General features: G+C 59.8%; 15 protein-coding genes, 2 tRNA genes and 1 pseudogene. 10 read left to right on the top strand and 8 right to left on the bottom strand.

The annotated features are described in order from the left end of the window. Window positions 1-271 precede the first annotated feature (271 nt). The gene (locus LAD35_RS10040; RefSeq protein ID WP_224152522.1) at window positions 272-1,432 is read left to right on the top strand and encodes an isochorismate synthase; all 1,161 of its coding nucleotides are present in this window, start codon (window positions 272-274) and stop codon (window positions 1,430-1,432) included. A gap of 94 nt (window positions 1,433-1,526) precedes the next feature. Here the strand turns inward: LAD35_RS10040 and LAD35_RS10035 are convergent, their stop codons facing one another. Further along, on the bottom strand, window positions 1,527-2,501 hold the full coding sequence (locus LAD35_RS10035; protein ID WP_224152521.1) for a Bug family tripartite tricarboxylate transporter substrate binding protein: 975 nt from the start codon (window positions 2,499-2,501) through the stop codon (window positions 1,527-1,529). A 361-nt stretch (window positions 2,502-2,862) separates the two neighbouring features. After that, window positions 2,863-3,096, bottom strand: coding sequence for a hypothetical protein (locus tag LAD35_RS10030; RefSeq protein ID WP_224152520.1), 234 nt, complete (start codon window positions 3,094-3,096; stop codon window positions 2,863-2,865). Window positions 3,097-3,246: 150 nt separating this feature from the next. Between LAD35_RS10030 and LAD35_RS10025 the strand changes: the two genes are divergently transcribed. Further along, window positions 3,247-4,569, top strand: a complete 1,323-nt coding sequence (locus LAD35_RS10025; RefSeq protein ID WP_224152519.1) for a cation:proton antiporter domain-containing protein — start codon at window positions 3,247-3,249, stop codon at window positions 4,567-4,569. Then, window positions 4,559-5,677: a YbdK family carboxylate-amine ligase gene (locus LAD35_RS10020; RefSeq protein WP_224152518.1), complete on the top strand. Its 1,119-nt coding sequence runs from the start codon at window positions 4,559-4,561 to the stop codon at window positions 5,675-5,677. Before LAD35_RS10025 ends, LAD35_RS10020 begins: the two co-directional genes overlap by 11 nt. A gap of 89 nt (window positions 5,678-5,766) precedes the next feature. Here the strand turns inward: LAD35_RS10020 and LAD35_RS10015 are convergent, their stop codons facing one another. The 4 genes from LAD35_RS10015 to LAD35_RS10000 form a co-directional block, all read right to left on the bottom strand. After that, window positions 5,767-6,081, bottom strand: coding sequence for a DUF2322 family protein (locus LAD35_RS10015; protein ID WP_224152517.1), 315 nt, complete (start codon window positions 6,079-6,081; stop codon window positions 5,767-5,769). 76 nt (window positions 6,082-6,157) lie between these two features. Continuing rightward, entirely contained in the window at window positions 6,158-7,411 is a 1,254-nt protein-coding gene (gene chrA / locus LAD35_RS10010) for a chromate efflux transporter (protein ID WP_224152516.1), read from the bottom strand. A gap of 204 nt (window positions 7,412-7,615) precedes the next feature. Beyond that, entirely contained in the window at window positions 7,616-8,104 is a 489-nt protein-coding gene (locus LAD35_RS10005; RefSeq protein ID WP_224152515.1) for an EVE domain-containing protein, read from the bottom strand. Between the two features lie 113 nt (window positions 8,105-8,217). Then, window positions 8,218-9,012, bottom strand: a complete 795-nt coding sequence (locus tag LAD35_RS10000; RefSeq protein WP_224152514.1) for a hypothetical protein — start codon at window positions 9,010-9,012, stop codon at window positions 8,218-8,220. A 384-nt stretch (window positions 9,013-9,396) separates the two neighbouring features. Here LAD35_RS10000 and infA point away from each other — a divergent pair, with 384 nt between their 5' ends. From infA to LAD35_RS09985, 3 genes are all read left to right on the top strand, one after another. Then, entirely contained in the window at window positions 9,397-9,648 is a 252-nt protein-coding gene (infA, locus tag LAD35_RS09995) for a translation initiation factor IF-1 (protein ID WP_224152513.1), read from the top strand. A gap of 133 nt (window positions 9,649-9,781) precedes the next feature. Further along, window positions 9,782-9,858, top strand: a tRNA-Pro gene (locus LAD35_RS09990). A gap of 116 nt (window positions 9,859-9,974) precedes the next feature. Further along, window positions 9,975-10,051 (top strand) — tRNA-Pro (locus LAD35_RS09985). Between the two features lie 130 nt (window positions 10,052-10,181). On the opposite strand, the gene LAD35_RS22465 is transcribed toward LAD35_RS09985, so the two are convergent. Together LAD35_RS22465 and LAD35_RS09975 are read right to left on the bottom strand one after the other, a co-directional pair. Next, entirely contained in the window at window positions 10,182-10,271 is a 90-nt protein-coding gene (locus LAD35_RS22465; protein ID WP_449720090.1) for an integrase core domain-containing protein, read from the bottom strand. A gap of 371 nt (window positions 10,272-10,642) precedes the next feature. After that, window positions 10,643-10,956 (bottom strand): annotated as a pseudogene (locus LAD35_RS09975) (DUF1153 domain-containing protein). Between the two features lie 214 nt (window positions 10,957-11,170). On the opposite strand from LAD35_RS09975, the gene LAD35_RS09970 reads away from it, so the two are divergent. From LAD35_RS09970 to LAD35_RS09955, 4 genes are all read left to right on the top strand, one after another. Further along, complete coding sequence (locus LAD35_RS09970) at window positions 11,171-11,389, top strand: YdcH family protein (protein WP_224152638.1); 219 nt, start codon at window positions 11,171-11,173, stop codon at window positions 11,387-11,389. A gap of 316 nt (window positions 11,390-11,705) precedes the next feature. Next, window positions 11,706-12,161 carry a universal stress protein gene (locus LAD35_RS09965; protein ID WP_224152512.1) on the top strand — a complete coding sequence of 152 codons (456 nt, stop codon included), beginning with the start codon at window positions 11,706-11,708 and terminating at the stop codon, window positions 12,159-12,161. A gap of 111 nt (window positions 12,162-12,272) precedes the next feature. After that, window positions 12,273-13,781 carry a DASS family sodium-coupled anion symporter gene (locus LAD35_RS09960; protein ID WP_224152511.1) on the top strand — a complete coding sequence of 503 codons (1,509 nt, stop codon included), beginning with the start codon at window positions 12,273-12,275 and terminating at the stop codon, window positions 13,779-13,781. A gap of 13 nt (window positions 13,782-13,794) precedes the next feature. After that, window positions 13,795-14,490, top strand: coding sequence for a 2Fe-2S iron-sulfur cluster-binding protein (locus tag LAD35_RS09955; RefSeq protein ID WP_224152510.1), 696 nt, complete (start codon window positions 13,795-13,797; stop codon window positions 14,488-14,490).

The raw sequence follows: 14,490 nt of genomic DNA, 5'->3' as shown, positions 1-14,490 counted from the left end.
AATCTGCACATGCCGGGCGTGCGCTGACGCTCAAAAGTATATGGAGAATCACATTTTTCGCGGCTGAAGTGATAACAACGAATACAGAGCATCCGCGTCCCGCGCCCGGCTGTCCCGGGGCGGACAACGCAGCCTCCATTGCCATGGGGGCAGGGGGGCCCAGGGCGCATGCAACCCTACAATCCCAAGCTCTGCATCTGCGGCCCATGTGCCCTGCTGTGCAAGCGGGGCGGCTGCGGATACCAAAAACATGGAGACACAGGAAATCGTTATGACTGAGCCAAGCTGGCTGCTGGATGGCATGCACAACGGGGATGTATTTTTTGCCTCGCCTGCGCAGCAGTTTCGTTCAACGGGGCTCGATGGCGCGGTGAGCGCCTTCACCACCGCCTCGGCGGACGCTGTGCAGCAACTGTTTGCGCGCGCCAAGGCGCAGGGCATTGCCGAACCGCTGCTGTTTGGCCTCGTGCCTTTTGACAGCGCACGCCCCGGCAGCTTCACCATACCGCGCTCGGTGCAGCAATCCGCGACCCCTGATCGCGCTGGCCTCGCTGCCATCACAGGCCGCAGGGCGCGCCCGGCGGTCACCAGCCGCCAGCCCGTGCCAGCGCCTGAAGCTTATGGCGACATGGTACGCGCCGCCCTCCAACTGTATGCAGAAGGCGGTGTCAGCAAGATCGTGCTCTCGCGCGCCATGGACGTGGAGCTGGACGCCCCCATCGCCTACGACACCGTGCTGGCCGATCTGCTGCGGCGCAATGCGCAGGGCTATACCTTCGCCATACCCTGCTGGGAAGAAGGCAGCCACACCGAGCCAGCCGCCGTCATGCTGGGTGCGAGCCCCGAGCTGCTGGTACGCCGCGAAGGCGCGCGCGTCTTCATCAACCCGCTGGCGGGCTCCATTCCGCGCCATGCCGACCCAGAGCAAGACCAGGCCCGCAAAGACGGTTTGGCGATTTCGGAAAAAGACCTGCGCGAGCACTCCTACGTGGTGAACGACATCGTGCGCATCCTGCGCGAACACTGCAGCACGCTGGAGGTGCCCGACGGCCCCTCGGTGATCGGTACCGATGCGCTGTGGCACCTGTCCACCTTTATTACCGGCGAGCTCAAAGACCCGGCCATGACCGCGCTCGACCTGGCTTGCCAACTGCACCCGACGCCCGCAATCTGCGGCTTTCCCACCGCACAGGCCTTTGGCCACATCCAGGCGCTGGAGCCGTTTGACCGCGAATACTTTGCCGGCCTGGTGGGCTGGCAGCGCGAGTGCGGCGACGGCGAATGGGCGTTGACCCTGCGCTGCGCGCGCTACGACGGCCACCGTACCCTGCGCCTGTATGCTGGCGCAGGCACGGTTGCCGGGTCTGACCCCGACAGCGAAATCCGCGAAACCGAAACCAAGATGGCTACTTTCATGCGGGCGATTGCATAAGACTGTTATTCGTTGCCATTTGATTCCCGTCATTTGGTAGCCATGAAAAACGGCGTCCCTGGACGCCGTTTTTCCGTTCTTTGTGTACTCGTACTCAGTTCTCGCTCAAACTCAGGCGCTTGATCAGCGGCCACCAGCGTTGGCGTTCGTCGTCCATGTATTTGGCGAATGCCTCTGGCGAGGAGGGGGCGGCTTCCATGTTCATGCCCTTGAGGCGGGTTTTGACCTCAGGGGTTTCCAGGGCCTTCACGAGCGCAGCGTTCAACTGGGCCTTGGTGGCGGGGGCAATGCCTGCGGGGGCAAAAAATCCGATCCAGCCCGAGCCTTCCACGCCGGGGTAGCCTAGTTCGGCCACCGTGGGCAGCTCCGGCAGAAACTCCAGGCGCTTGGCCGAGACAGCGGCCAGCGGCCGCAGGCGGCCGTCCTGGATCATGGGCACAACGGCAACCGGCGGCAGTGCGGCAAAGCTGGTGTCGCCGCTCAGCAGCGAGGTCACTGCGTCTGGCGACGATTTGTAGGGTACGTGCACTGCCTTGCCGCCTACGCGGTCAAGCAGCAGTTCCACCGCCAGGTGCGATACCGTACCTGCGCCGGTGCTTGGGAAGTTGAGGCGTGCATTGGGCTTTTTGGATTCGGCCACCAAGTCGGCCAGCGACCGGATGGGCGAGTTGGCGGCCACCACCAGCACGTTGTACTGGTGCACACCCATGGTGAGCGGCGTCAGGTCCGTTTGCGGGTTGTAGGGCAGGTTTTTGTAGATGACGGCGTTGTTGACCATGGGGCCGGTGATGGAGACGCCAAAGGTGTAGCCATCGGGCTTGGCCTTGGCGATCACATCGGTGCCCAGGTTGCCGCTGGCTCCGGGTTTGTTCTGCACGATGATGGACTGCTTGAGCGTCTTGGCCGCCTCTTCGCCCACGATGCGTGCCATGATGTCGGGGCTGGAGCCTGCGCCAAAAGGCACCACCAGTGTCAGTGGCTTGGCAGGCCAGGCGTCTGCCGCATGGGTGTGGATGACGGTGCCCAGTGTCAGTACGGCGGCCACGCCACCCAGTAGCAGTCTTTTCATGTGTGTATCCCCTGTGTCATCCGTTGGTGGAACGCCTGCACCGCCTGGGGCGGCCTGATGGCGCGCGGTGTGGCTTGGGCGTTCGGTTGTATCACTATTTTTGGCTATTTTGGGCTTCAGGCCCAGCGCTTTTGGCAACTGCACGGCCATGCATACGCATAGCTGCATGCCATTGTGCAGAAAAATAGCCGCCGGCCGGGTTGCCGGTAGAGGTGGCTGTCTTGCGCACGACAGTGTCTGCTGCTGGCCGTGCTGCAAGCGCCGCTGCCATTGCGCCCTGGCGGGCACCAACCACAGCGCATTTCATCGCCGACTGGCTGCAACAAGGCTTGGCAAGCAGTACCAGGGAGGTGGCCGATTGCTATTGTTTATAGAGCTTAAGATGTCCATTGAGTGCGCGCTGGCAGCATTTTTGATATTGGGCAATTTCTGGGCGGAATGTGCAGCACTGCTGTAAGACAAAGCCTTTTCTCGAAAGGTTTTGAGCAGGTGTTTGAATCTTGCCTCTTATTATGTAAGTGAGTTTCCGGTTTGTTTCCATTTGCGGGCTGACCGCCGTGGCAAGTGCGGCGCGTGTTGTGATCTGTACTGCCATGTCAGCTGCTGTCTTGCAGGTGTTGCGTCTTCTGGCTGCTGGCCGGCCATGTCTTGCGACCGAGGTCGTCACTTTCCGCAACACTGTCTGCACCAACCCGTCTGTGGCGCTGCCTGAAGCGGCCGCAGCATCCGATACAGGAGGGCGCCTATGGCTCCGAATTCCCTACCGATCTTGCCGTCGCCGCACATCGGCAGCTGGCTTGATGCACACGCTGGCCCACTGATGAGTTGGTGTGTGCTGGTCGCTGCTGCCGCCATTGCGGGCCATCTGGTGTTCCGGCTCAGCGGTTTTCCGCGCATGCTGGGTTATACGGTGGTGGGGCTGCTGGCAGGTTGGCTGGGCTTTGGCGATCTGCCCTGGCCGTTGCAGGGCAACACGCAGGTGTTGCTGCAGACGGCGGTGGGCACCAGCCTGCTGATGGCTGCGTCGCAGATTTCACTGTCATGGCTGCTGCGCCAGCCCTGGCTGCTGCTGCAAAGCCTTGCCGAATCGGTGGCTGCCTTGGTTTTGGTAACGGGCGTGCTGCAGTTGCTAGGCATGGGCTGGGCCGTGTCGCTGGGTGTCGGCGTGGTGGCCATGGCCGCATCACCTGCCGTGCTGCTGCGTGTGGTGGCCGATCTGCGCGCGAGTGGCGCCGTCACCGACCGCAGCCTGTTGCTGGCCACCTTGAGCGGCGTGTATGCGCTGGTCCTGGGCCTGGTGATTACCGTGGCCTGGTCGCCTGCTGCGGCGGTGGGAGTAGGGGCGGAGGACGCGCTGGCCAGCCTGGTGCTCACTGCCGCTGGCCTGGGCCAGTTGTTGCTGAGCCTGGGGCTGACCGTGCTATGGGCAGTGCTGACCACGGTGGCATTGTGGCCGGTGTTGCGCTGGCAGTCTTCGCGTAGCGATTCGACCGCGCTCTACATGCTGGCGGCGCTGGTGGCGGTGAGCCTGCTGGCCACGCGCTGGGGTGGATCGGCCGCGCTGGGCTTTCTGGTGGCGGGGCTGTTGCTGCGCAACATGAGCCCCAAGCCGCTGGTATGGCCCAGCGCCTTCATGGCAGCCAATACCATGCTCAGCCTGCTGATGTTCGTACTGGTTGCCAGCATGGCGGGCCAGGTGGTTCCCTCGGTAGGTCTGGTGAGCGTGATCGCAGCCGCTGCACTGGCCCGGCTGGTGGGCAAGATGGGCGGTGTACTGCTGCTGGGCCTGGGTACGGGCCTGGGGTGGCAGCGGCAGTGGCCGGTGGCCTGTGCGCAGTCGCCAAGCTCGGGCCTTGCGCTGGTGCTGGCGTCTGCCCTGGCCATGCAGTGGGCGGTGGTGAATACGGGCGTGGCAGGGGCGCTGACGGCCATTGCGTTGCCGATGGTGGTGCTGTGCGAGGTGCTGGGCGTACTGCTGGCATCGCTGGCCCTGTGGCGCTGCGGCGAGGCGCATCGCGGCATTGGCCTGTCTGCCCTGAACGCCAAGGAGAAACGCCATGACGCTTGAAGCCTTCCAACAATCCGATGCACTGACGCTGGGCGTGGAGCTGGAGCTGCAGCTGGTCAACACCAATCACTACAACCTGACGCCTTATGCGCCCGATATGCTGGCCTTGCTCAAGAATGCACAGGTGCCCGGCTCGATCGTGCCCGAAGTGACAACCAGCATGATCGAAATTTCGACCGGCATCTGCCGCGATGCGCAGGACGCGCTGCAGCAGCTGACGACCACGCGCGACGCGCTGGTCAAGGCCGCAGACCGGCTCAATATTGCGCTGGCAGGGGGCGGCACGCATCCGTTTCAGCAGTGGCACCAGCAGCGCATTTACGACAAGCCGCGCTTCAAGGAGATCACGGCGCTCTATGGCTACCTGACCAAGCAGTTCACCATTTTTGGCCAGCACGTGCATGTGGGCTGCCCAAGCGCAGACGATGCGCTTTTGATGCTGCACCGGCTGTCGCGCTACATTCCGCATTTCATTGCGCTGTCGGCGTCCAGCCCCTTCGTGCAGGGGCAGGACACGGCATTCGATTCGGCGCGGCTCAACTCGGTGTTTGCGTTTCCGCTGTCGGGCCGGGCGCCGTTTGCGCTGCACTGGGAGGATTTTGAACGCTACTTTGACAAGATGACGGCCACCGGCGTGATCCACAGCATGAAGGATTTCTACTGGGACATCCGCCCCAAGCCTGAGTTTGGCACGGTGGAGGTGCGGGTGTTCGATACCCCGCTGTCCATCGAACGGGCCGCTGCGCTGGCCGCCTATGTGCAGGCGCTGGGCAGTTGGTTCCTGAGCGAGAGCCCCTTCGAGCCCCAGGAAGATGATTACCTGGTCTACACCTACAACCGCTTCCAGGCCTGCCGTTTCGGGCTGGAGGGCACTTATGTGGACCCTGCTACCAGCGAGCAGTTTGGCCTGCGCGAGCATATTCTGCTCACGATGCAGAAGATCCAGAGCCATGTGCCCGAGGGCAGCCGCGAGGCCCTGCAGCAATTACGCAAGACCGTGAATGACGGCATGAACGACGCCCGCCGCCTGCGGGATGCCTATGGCGAGGCCCAGCAACTGCCAGAAGTGGTGCGGCAGTCCACGCTGCGGTTCCGGGGCACGGAATAGGGCGGGGCCGGGTCAGGTCGCAGTTGCGCTTTTCAGGAGGCAGGAGCTTTGGGCGCCTGACGACCGACGGGTGCGGCCACCAATCCTTTTCAGGCTGCAATCACTTTTACCGCATAGCCCTTGCCGGTGGTGATCACCTCCAGCAGGCGGTCGATATTGGGGTGGGCGCCCGGGCGGGCCTTGGCGTCTTCGGTGTGCTCGGCAAACAGCTGCAGGCCCTCCTGGGCCGCCGCCACGTTGATACTGCCGTGCCTGGCCGCCAATGCGTTGTAGACGGTGACCGAACCTGCCTTGCCGGGAGCGTTGGGAATGCTGGCGACCAAGTTGCCGTCTACATCGATCAATTGAATCTCGGCAACATGGGCGATGGAAGGCAGGGTCTTGAGGTTGTCGGCAAAAGCCATGGTGGTCGTCCTTGAAGAGCAGGTTGGTATCAAATCAATAGCTGTAGGCGCTTGTTGGATGGGCGCCGCGGTCACTTCAGGCATTATGCAGTAGCTGCATGCTCCAGGCTGCCATGGTCGTCAGCAGCACCACCACAACGGGCGGTACCCGCAACCACTGCAGCAGGGCAAAGCCAATGGCTGCAATGCATACATCGCTGGGCTGGCGAATCGCGCTGGACCATACCGGGTGGACAAAGGCAGCAAGCAGCACGCCCACTACCGCCGCATTGATGCCCGCCAGCGCGCGCTGGGTCGCGAGGTTCTGGCGCAACTGTTGCCACCAGGGCAGGGCACCGGCCACCAGCAAGAAGGCGGGCAGGAATATGGCAGCCAGCATCAAAACGCCGCCGGCCCAGCCAGCCCACGGCGCAGGCAAAGGAAGCAATGCACCCAGGTATGCCGCGAGCGTGAACAGGGGGCCCGGTACGGCCTGCGCGGCGGCATAGCCGGTCAAAAACTGCGCATCGCTCACCCAGCCTGGGGGAACAACGCTGGCCTGCAACAGTGGCAATACCACGTGGCCACCGCCAAACACCAGCGCCCCTGCCTGGTAGAAAGCCGCAAACGCTCGCATGGCGACGCCGGGCCACAACTGTGCGGCCACAGGCAAACATAACAGCAGCAGGCCGCACGCGAGCAAGAGGCACAGCCCTGCCTTGCGGCTCAGCGCAAGCGCCAAGGCGGGGCCTGCTTGCTGTGCATTGACGGGCGTCAGGGGCACAAAGCGCCACCCCACCAAGGCACCAACGGCAAGCACCAGCAACTGGGGGGCAGCCCCAGGCCATGCGAGCAGCACGATTGCGCCACCCACTGCGAGGCATTTGCGCAGCCAGCCTTTGCACAGATTGCGCCACATGCCCCATACCGCATGCGCTACCACCGCAACGGCGACCAGCTTGAGGCCGTGCACGATGGCGCTGTCTGCGAGATGTGGCCAATGGTTCAGACCAGCAGCCAAGCCCACCAAGGCGATGGCGCTGGGCATGGTAAAGCCCAGCCAAGCGGCAAGGCAGCCAAGCCACCCCGCGCGCATCAGACCCAGGGCCATGCCGACCTGGCTGCTGGCAGGCCCAGGCAGAAACTGGCACAGCGCGACCAGATCGGCATACTGCGCATCCGAAAGCCACTGGCGCCGCTCGACCAGAGCCTGGCGAAAGTAACCCAGATGCGCCACTGGCCCGCCAAACGAAGTCAGCCCCAACTGCAGAAACACCCAGAACACCTGCCAGGCGCTATGGCGTGGTGGCCTGGTATCAGAAGGTTGGGGCGAGGCGGGGGTGGCAGTCATGGCCTGCAAGCATAGCTGCTGAATGTGCTGCTGCCATGAACGGAGCCGTGTTGCACGGTGGAAGTTGCCTCGCGTTTTGTGCCCCATGCGTGGTGCATTCCCATGCCCGGGCTGGATAGGGAGGTCTTTGGCTGGCGGGCGTGGAAGGCGGCGATGTGCTCCAGTCTGACGACAATGCGCTTCCATGCCTGGAGGCAACAAGACTCAGGCGCGGCCGTCGATCAATCCCAGGATGAAATCCCAATGGCGGGCATCCACGGGGGTGATCGACAGGCGGTTGCCCTTTTGCAGCACGCGCATGTCTTCGAGCTGCGGGTATTGGCGCAACGCTGCTACAGAGATGGGGCCAACCTTGCGCAGTGCCTGCACATCCAGCGTCAACCAGCGCGGCTTGTCCGGGCTGGATTTAGCGTCGAAGTAGGGGGACGCGGGGTCGAACTGGCTGGCGTCGGTGCGTAAATTGCCTGCAATGCGGGCAATGCCGTAGATGCCGGGCTCGGCGCAACTGGAATGCCAGTACAGCACACCGTCGCCTACCTGCATGTCATCGCGCATGAAGTTGCGCGCCTGGTAGTTGCGCACACCGTCCCAGGGGATGGTCTGGTGGGGCGCAGCCAGTGCATGGTCAATCGAGTACTCGTCCGGCTCATTTTTCATCAGCCAGTAGCGGGGGGTGAGAGAGTTCATGGTCATTGAGCGCTGGTTGCGGGGCCAGGGGATTCTTTGCAAAACTGCTGGCAGTGAATCGGAGCGCGGCATCGGGCGATCCACATCCCTCTTGCTGGATAGGGTACGGCAGAGCCTCCCTAGCGCGGATTATCTACCCAGGCCAATGGATCGGCCTCAACCGCCAAAGGGGTTGCGGGGGCTTGAGCAGCGTCTGGCGAGGATGTGCTGGCTGCATGTACGCCCGCACCTGCGCCCACGGCGAGGCCTCCGGCGCCCATTCCGGCCCCACTACCGCTACTTCCACCACCACTACCACGGCCGCCCCCGGCACCGCCGCTGGCGGTGCTGCCTCCGTTTCCACCGTTGCGTCGACCCGATCCACTACCTGCTGCAATGCGCTGCGGGCCCTGCTCGGGAATGTGGGTGGACTCTGCGATTGCTTCCAGATCGAGTGCCTGCCGGATGAAGTTGCGCAGCGACACCACCAACTCGCTCGTGCGCACGGTGCGGCCTGCCACCATGTCTTGCGCAGCTCGGGCTGCGAGTGCCACCTGTTCCTCCGTGCCCAGCAAGATGATGTCGGACAACGCTGCCTCTACTGCATCACGCATGCGCCTGCGGCGCTCCGTCTGGGCCTTGAACGCTTCCCAGTCCTGAATGGGGGCTTCGCCCGTCTCGCCGGAGGAGCGCAGCTCCTTCAGGTGGCTCGGGTCCACCGACAATTCGCCGGTGAACGAGCTGCCCAGGGTTTTGTACGCCGCAATCAGCGTTTTAAGCCTCTCGTTGATCTGGCGGTTTTCCCGCTCTCGCTTGCGCTGCATGGTCTGCATGAATACGAGGCGAATGCCCAGCATCAGCAATGTCGCAAACAAAAGCCCGAGCACGGTCGACAGCAGCGATTGCCAGGAACTGAAATCAAGAGAGTTGCGCATGGGATTGAACCGGTATTGCCGCATTGCAACACAGCACAGCGGCAAAGGGCTGAAAAATCAAAGACCCATACGGAAATGCCGCATGGCGCGCATGCATAAAAACTGCATGCATAGTACAATATCGGGCTTTGCAAACTAATGCATTTAGGAGTGCGGCAGCTTACGGCGTAGTTCCAGTGCCTGCAGACGAATTTTAGGGGGTGTACTGCTCCTGATTCGCCTGCGGCCATGAATGCTTTAGAACATGCCGCGTCCGTTGCCTACCGCGCCCCGCCAACCTCCCATCGCTGTGTCAGATGGGCTGGCCCATGGAGCGTCAGCCGGTAGGCATGCAACGGAGCAGGCGCTGTACTGCACAACTAGGACAAGGATTCATCGACTTTTATGGCTAAAGAAGAACTGATCGAGATGCAAGGCTCTGTGACCGAAGTGTTGCCCGATTCACGCTTTCGCGTGACTCTGGACAATGGCCACGAGCTGATTGCATACACCGGTGGCAAGATGCGCAAACACCACATCCGCATTCTGGCCGGTGACAAGGTGTCGCTGGAAATGTCGCCCTACGACCTGACCAAGGGTCGTATCACGTTCCGCCATCTGCCAGGCCGTGGCCCGGCGCCTACCTCCAGCCGTTAATGGAGAGCTGCAGCGCCGGAAGGACTGAGGTCTTTTGGGTCTGTAGTGCAAACCAGTGCTGCAAAGCATGCTGCAAAAATTGTGGCAAGTTTTCCCAAAAGCAGCCCGGAAGCTGGTTACAATCATCACATGTCGGAGCGTAGCGCAGTCTGGTAGCGCATCTGCTTTGGGAGCAGAGGGTCGCGAGTTCGAATCCCGCCGCTCCGACCACCATTGAACACCCGCTGCAAGCAGTTGCAGCGGGTTTTTTCTTTGCCAAAATATTTTGAAGAAGGGCCTTGATTTTGTCTTGAGGCTGCCTTGCAGCGATTAGAATATCGGCTTGTCGGAGCGTAGCGCAGTCTGGTAGCGCATCTGCTTTGGGAGCAGAGGGTCGCGAGTTCGAATCCCGCCGCTCCGACCACCATTGAATGCCCGCTGCAAGCAATTGCAGCGGGTTTTTTCAGTTTACGCAAGATTGTTTGACCCAGCAGAACCTGCATAGGTCAGGCCGCTAATGCGAATGCCTCAGCGGGAGTTCTCATGTTTAGCGCCTAGTGCGGGCGCCGGTGGTTGTAGAAATGGATCCAGTCTCCGATCAAGCGGCTGGCATGCTGCAGTGATTCGAACCGATGCCGATGCACGCATTGCTCCTTGAGCGTACGAATCACCCGTTCGACCAGACCGTTCTGCTCAGGGCATACTCCAGTGCTGATTCAACTGTCTTCGATCTCCCGCTGCGCGACAGGTGCTAGCTCAGTAGTTCCCGGCTGTGGCAGTCGATCACTGAGGCCATCGTGGTCCGGCCATCACGACCGTCGGCCCAGACTCGAAACATGTCGGTGGCCCAGCGTTCGTTAGGAGCCTTGGCCACTGAAGACAGCGATTGGATCCGTTAGCCTGAAGCCCACCAGGCGGTAGTACACAGTGCGCCATGTTGCCTCGAACCACCGACACAATTTGCTGATCGAGACGGTGATGTCGCCGGTCTGCAGTCCCTGGCGGCTCCTCTCGATTACTTCTCGTCCTCGCCCAGCAGGGACTGCAATTTTTCCTGGCGCGCAGCTGCAGCATCGTTTCGCCGTAGGCCCCCTGGAGTTCCCTCAGCTGGCGCTCGTACTGCTCGCGTACCTCCTGTGGGTTAGCCTCCCGGGCGCTCTCCATCTCTTTGCGGCCGTACTCCACTCTGCTCTCGATCTCCGAGGGCGCTAGGTCATGGAGCTGACTGGCCTCGGCCAAGCTGGTCTTGCCCTGAATGATTTCCAGTACCAATGCCGTCTTGCGCTTCGCGGTCCAACGCTTGATTTTTTCTTCCATCAACGTACTCATGGTGTCTTCCTTTCAACAATAAAACCTGAGTAGGTTTTCACCGGGTTAATACACAAATTCATAACCCAATTAATAGTTATATGCTATTGATATTTTGAAATCGCTATTCAGATGTGACGCTTGATTCATATCAAATTGGAGGAAGCTTGTGGCACTCAGAATTGGTAAGGCACAGCGGTACTTCCAATTGAAAAACATCCAAAAGGACTCTGATATGTTTCCAGAATTTCGTGACGAAATCTCTCGCCTCAAGACCGATGATGCCCATTTCGCCCGCATCTTTCATCGCCACAACACCTTGGATCAGGAGATAAAAAATATCGAAGCAGGTCTTCTGCCTGTGGCCCATGGCGTTATCGAAAACTTGAAGAAAGAGAAGCTTCATCTCAAAGATGAGTTGTATGTGATCCTTCGCAAGACGCGCGAGATTTGAGCCTAGGCCGCTGGAATCATTTGCTCTTTGAATGCATCGAAGCAGTTTGACCTCAGAAAAATCTTCAATACCCCAAGCTTGTCCGTATCACCTTGCAAATAGCGTACGGGCAGTGAAGGCGACGCAACAGACTCTTCAAACAATGCCGGTAGCAACCAAAGCATAAGGCCAGTTTTCATATTTTTTGAAATGGCACGATGTTTCTCGTTTATGAAATCGAGAGACAGGACTTTTTGTTTTCTGATTCAGCGCCCGGTAAGCGACGCGGACTGTTCTGTGCCTGCGAGACTTCATATCCCACAATGGAGCAACCCTCATGTACCAAAAGATATTGCTGGCGATGGATGACAGCCACGCCTCTGAATTGGCCTTATCTCAAGCAATCATTCTGGCCAAGGCTACTGGCAGTGAGGTCAAGGTTCTGTTTGTCGCAAGCGACGAGGCCGGTGGTTTGACGGGGCACGCAGGTATGTCGACAGGAATTCCCGAGTTATCGGACATTGGTCAACGCACGCTCGCAGATGCTACCAAATTGCTTCAGGGAGCAGAAATCGTCCATGCGACGCAGTTGAGTCAGCAGCGCAATATCCCGCCTGCTCAAATCCATGAAGTGATTGTTGCCGAGGCAGACGCATGGGGCGCGGACCTTCTGGTTCTTGGCACCCATGGCCGTCGTGGTGTGAGCCGAATGATCATGGGAAGTGTGTCGGAGGGTGTAGTCAGCAAGACCACCAAGCCTGTGCTGCTGATACGCAGCTCGCTGGAAGACTGAAAGCTTCGGTATTGGTCAGAAATCATTGAAGGGACGACAACGGTCTCCCGCAAATACAGACTTGCCGTATCAGGTAAGGCTAAGAATAATTCTTAATTGAAGAAGGTCATCATGCAGCCGACCCGACTAAGCGCACTGTTCCGATACTTTGAACAGGTTGTGCCATTTCGTATTAAGCCCGCCCTTGTCACCACTGCGGTTCTCGTCACACTGCTTCTGATTCCAACCCCAGATGGCCTTACTGCCAAAGCTTGGACACTCTTGGCAATCTTTTTGACCACTATTGTTGCCATCATTCTGAAAGTCATGCCAATCGGTGTAATGGCCATGATGGCCATGACCATTGTTGCGCTGACACAGGTGACGTCCACCTCATCCAAAGGCGCCATCAGTGACGCGCTAGCCAGCCTTTCCAACCCGCTGATCTGGTTGATCGTTGTCGCGATTCTTATCTCGCGAGGTCTGAAAAAGACCGGGCTCGGCAACCGTATTGGCTTGCTCTTTATTTCTTTGCTCGGCCGGCGAACCATTGGTATCGGTTATGGTATCGCGATATGCGAGCTCGTTCTGGCGCCTTTCACACCCAGCAACACCGCGCGTGGTGGTGGGATCGTTCATCCGATCATGAAGTCGATCGCCTCCGCATTCAACTCCGACCCTGCGAGTGGCACCGAGCGCAAGATGGGCACCTATCTGTCTCTGGTGAACATGCATGCCAACACAATCACCTCGGGCATGTTTCTCACAGCGACTGCACCCAACCCACTGGTGGTTGATTACCTGGCCAAGGTAACGAATCAGAGCTTTCATCTATCCTGGACTACCTGGGCTTTGTACATGCTTGTTCCAGGCCTCGCATGCCTCTTGCTCATGCCATTGGCACTGGCTGTGATAGCACCGCCCGAAGTCAAGGTCACACCGCATGCAGTCGAGTATGCGAAGACTGAACTCAAACGTATGGGCAAACTGGCGGGTAGTGAAAAGGTCATGATCGGCACCTTTGTCTTGCTGCTGTTGCTCTGGGCCAATGTGCCGGCCATGATCTTTGGCCCGGCCTTTCTGCTGGAGCCAACCGTCGTGGCCTTCGTCGGTCTTTTTGTCTTGATCATCACCGGTACGATTGACTGGGATGATGTGCTTTCAGAAAAGAGCGCCTGGGACACTTTGATCTGGTTTGGCGCTCTGGTCATGATGGCTGAGCAATTGAACAAGACCGGCGTTATCACATGGTTCTCCAATCTGCTGCGTGATAGCCTGTTGGCCTCGGGGTTGGGCTGGCAGGCAGCAGCCTCGCTTCTGGTGCTGCTTTTCGTGTTTTCTCACTATTGCTTTGCCAGTACCACAGCACATATCAGCGCCATGATGCTGGCCTTTCTCACCGTCGGTGCAGCGCTTGTTCCTCCAGCGTATCTGGTGCCGTTCCTGCTGATGATGGTGGCAGCCTCCACCATCATGATGACACTGACGCACTATGCGACAGGTACTTCACCCATTATTTTCGGCAGCGGCTATGTGCCGCTGGGGCAGTGGTGGCGCGTCGGATTTTTGATGTGCAATGGCGAATTGGCAATATATGCAGTCCTGGGTAATTCCTGGTGGAAGCTTCTCGGACTGTGGTGAGGTGGTAACAAACATGCAAGCCAAAAAAAGTGCCCAAACTGTGCAATCCGACCCGATCGGATTGCATTTCGATGGCCATCACATCCAGGCGAGCAGAGGCGCTTCGCTGCTTGAAGCCTGGATGGCTGCTGGGCTACCACTCACTGAAAACGTTGGCTGTTTGGGGCAGGGCGTGTGCGGTGCATGCCGTGTGCTGGTCAGCCGGCCCGGCACGCGGCTGGCCACTACAGCACTTGCCTGCACAACGCTTGCCGAGGATGGAATGCAGGTTGCATTCATTGACCATTTTCCGGCACGTCGCCTGCACCCATATGACCTGCACACCATGACGGACAGTTGGCAGGCCATTCGCCAGATCAACACCGCCTTCCCGGAAGCGCAGCATTGCAGGCATTGTGGCGGCTGTGACCGCGCGTGCCCGAAAGGGGTGGAGGTGCAGCGCATGGTCAATTTGGCTTGCGCGGGTCAGGCCACTGCTGCTGGAGCGTTGTTTGAGCAATGCGTGCTGTGCAATTTGTGCGTGGCCGCTTGTCCAGAGCATATCGATCCTGCCCATCTGGGACAGTTCGTGCGGCGGATGAACGCTGCTCTCACCCTGCGCCCCTCAGACCTGATCATGCGCATTCATGAAATTGAAGAGGGGCTTCAACCTATACAACTCGATGCAGAGGGAGCGAATCCTCCCTTGGTGAAGGAGATTGTCTCTTGA

This window comes from Comamonas odontotermitis (genome assembly GCF_020080045.1).
Lineage (GTDB): Bacteria > Pseudomonadota > Gammaproteobacteria > Burkholderiales > Burkholderiaceae_C > Comamonas > Comamonas odontotermitis.
This window is presented reverse-complemented; position numbering and strand designations above follow the sequence as displayed.

Bases quoted from the DNA above. Each gene is read 5' to 3' on its own strand.
- LAD35_RS10035 (WP_224152521.1), bottom strand. From the start codon at position 2,501: ATGAAAAGACTGCTACTGGGTGGCGTGGCCGCCGTACTGACACTGGGC.
- LAD35_RS09965 (WP_224152512.1), top strand. From the start codon at position 11,706: ATGTACCAAAAGATATTGCTGGCGATGGATGACAGCCACGCCTCTGAA.
- LAD35_RS10040 (WP_224152522.1), top strand. From the start codon at position 272: ATGACTGAGCCAAGCTGGCTGCTGGATGGCATGCACAACGGGGATGTA.
- LAD35_RS09955 (WP_224152510.1), top strand. From the start codon at position 13,795: ATGCAAGCCAAAAAAAGTGCCCAAACTGTGCAATCCGACCCGATCGGA.
- infA (WP_224152513.1), top strand. From the start codon at position 9,397: ATGGCTAAAGAAGAACTGATCGAGATGCAAGGCTCTGTGACCGAAGTG.
- LAD35_RS10030 (WP_224152520.1), bottom strand. From the start codon at position 3,096: ATGGCAGTACAGATCACAACACGCGCCGCACTTGCCACGGCGGTCAGC.
- LAD35_RS10000 (WP_224152514.1), bottom strand. From the start codon at position 9,012: ATGCGCAACTCTCTTGATTTCAGTTCCTGGCAATCGCTGCTGTCGACC.
- LAD35_RS10020 (WP_224152518.1), top strand. From the start codon at position 4,559: ATGACGCTTGAAGCCTTCCAACAATCCGATGCACTGACGCTGGGCGTG.
- chrA (WP_224152516.1), bottom strand. From the start codon at position 7,411: ATGACTGCCACCCCCGCCTCGCCCCAACCTTCTGATACCAGGCCACCA.
- LAD35_RS10025 (WP_224152519.1), top strand. From the start codon at position 3,247: ATGGCTCCGAATTCCCTACCGATCTTGCCGTCGCCGCACATCGGCAGC.
- LAD35_RS09970 (WP_224152638.1), top strand. From the start codon at position 11,171: ATGTTTCCAGAATTTCGTGACGAAATCTCTCGCCTCAAGACCGATGAT.
- LAD35_RS09960 (WP_224152511.1), top strand. From the start codon at position 12,273: ATGCAGCCGACCCGACTAAGCGCACTGTTCCGATACTTTGAACAGGTT.
- LAD35_RS10015 (WP_224152517.1), bottom strand. From the start codon at position 6,081: ATGGCTTTTGCCGACAACCTCAAGACCCTGCCTTCCATCGCCCATGTT.
- LAD35_RS10005 (WP_224152515.1), bottom strand. From the start codon at position 8,104: ATGACCATGAACTCTCTCACCCCCCGCTACTGGCTGATGAAAAATGAG.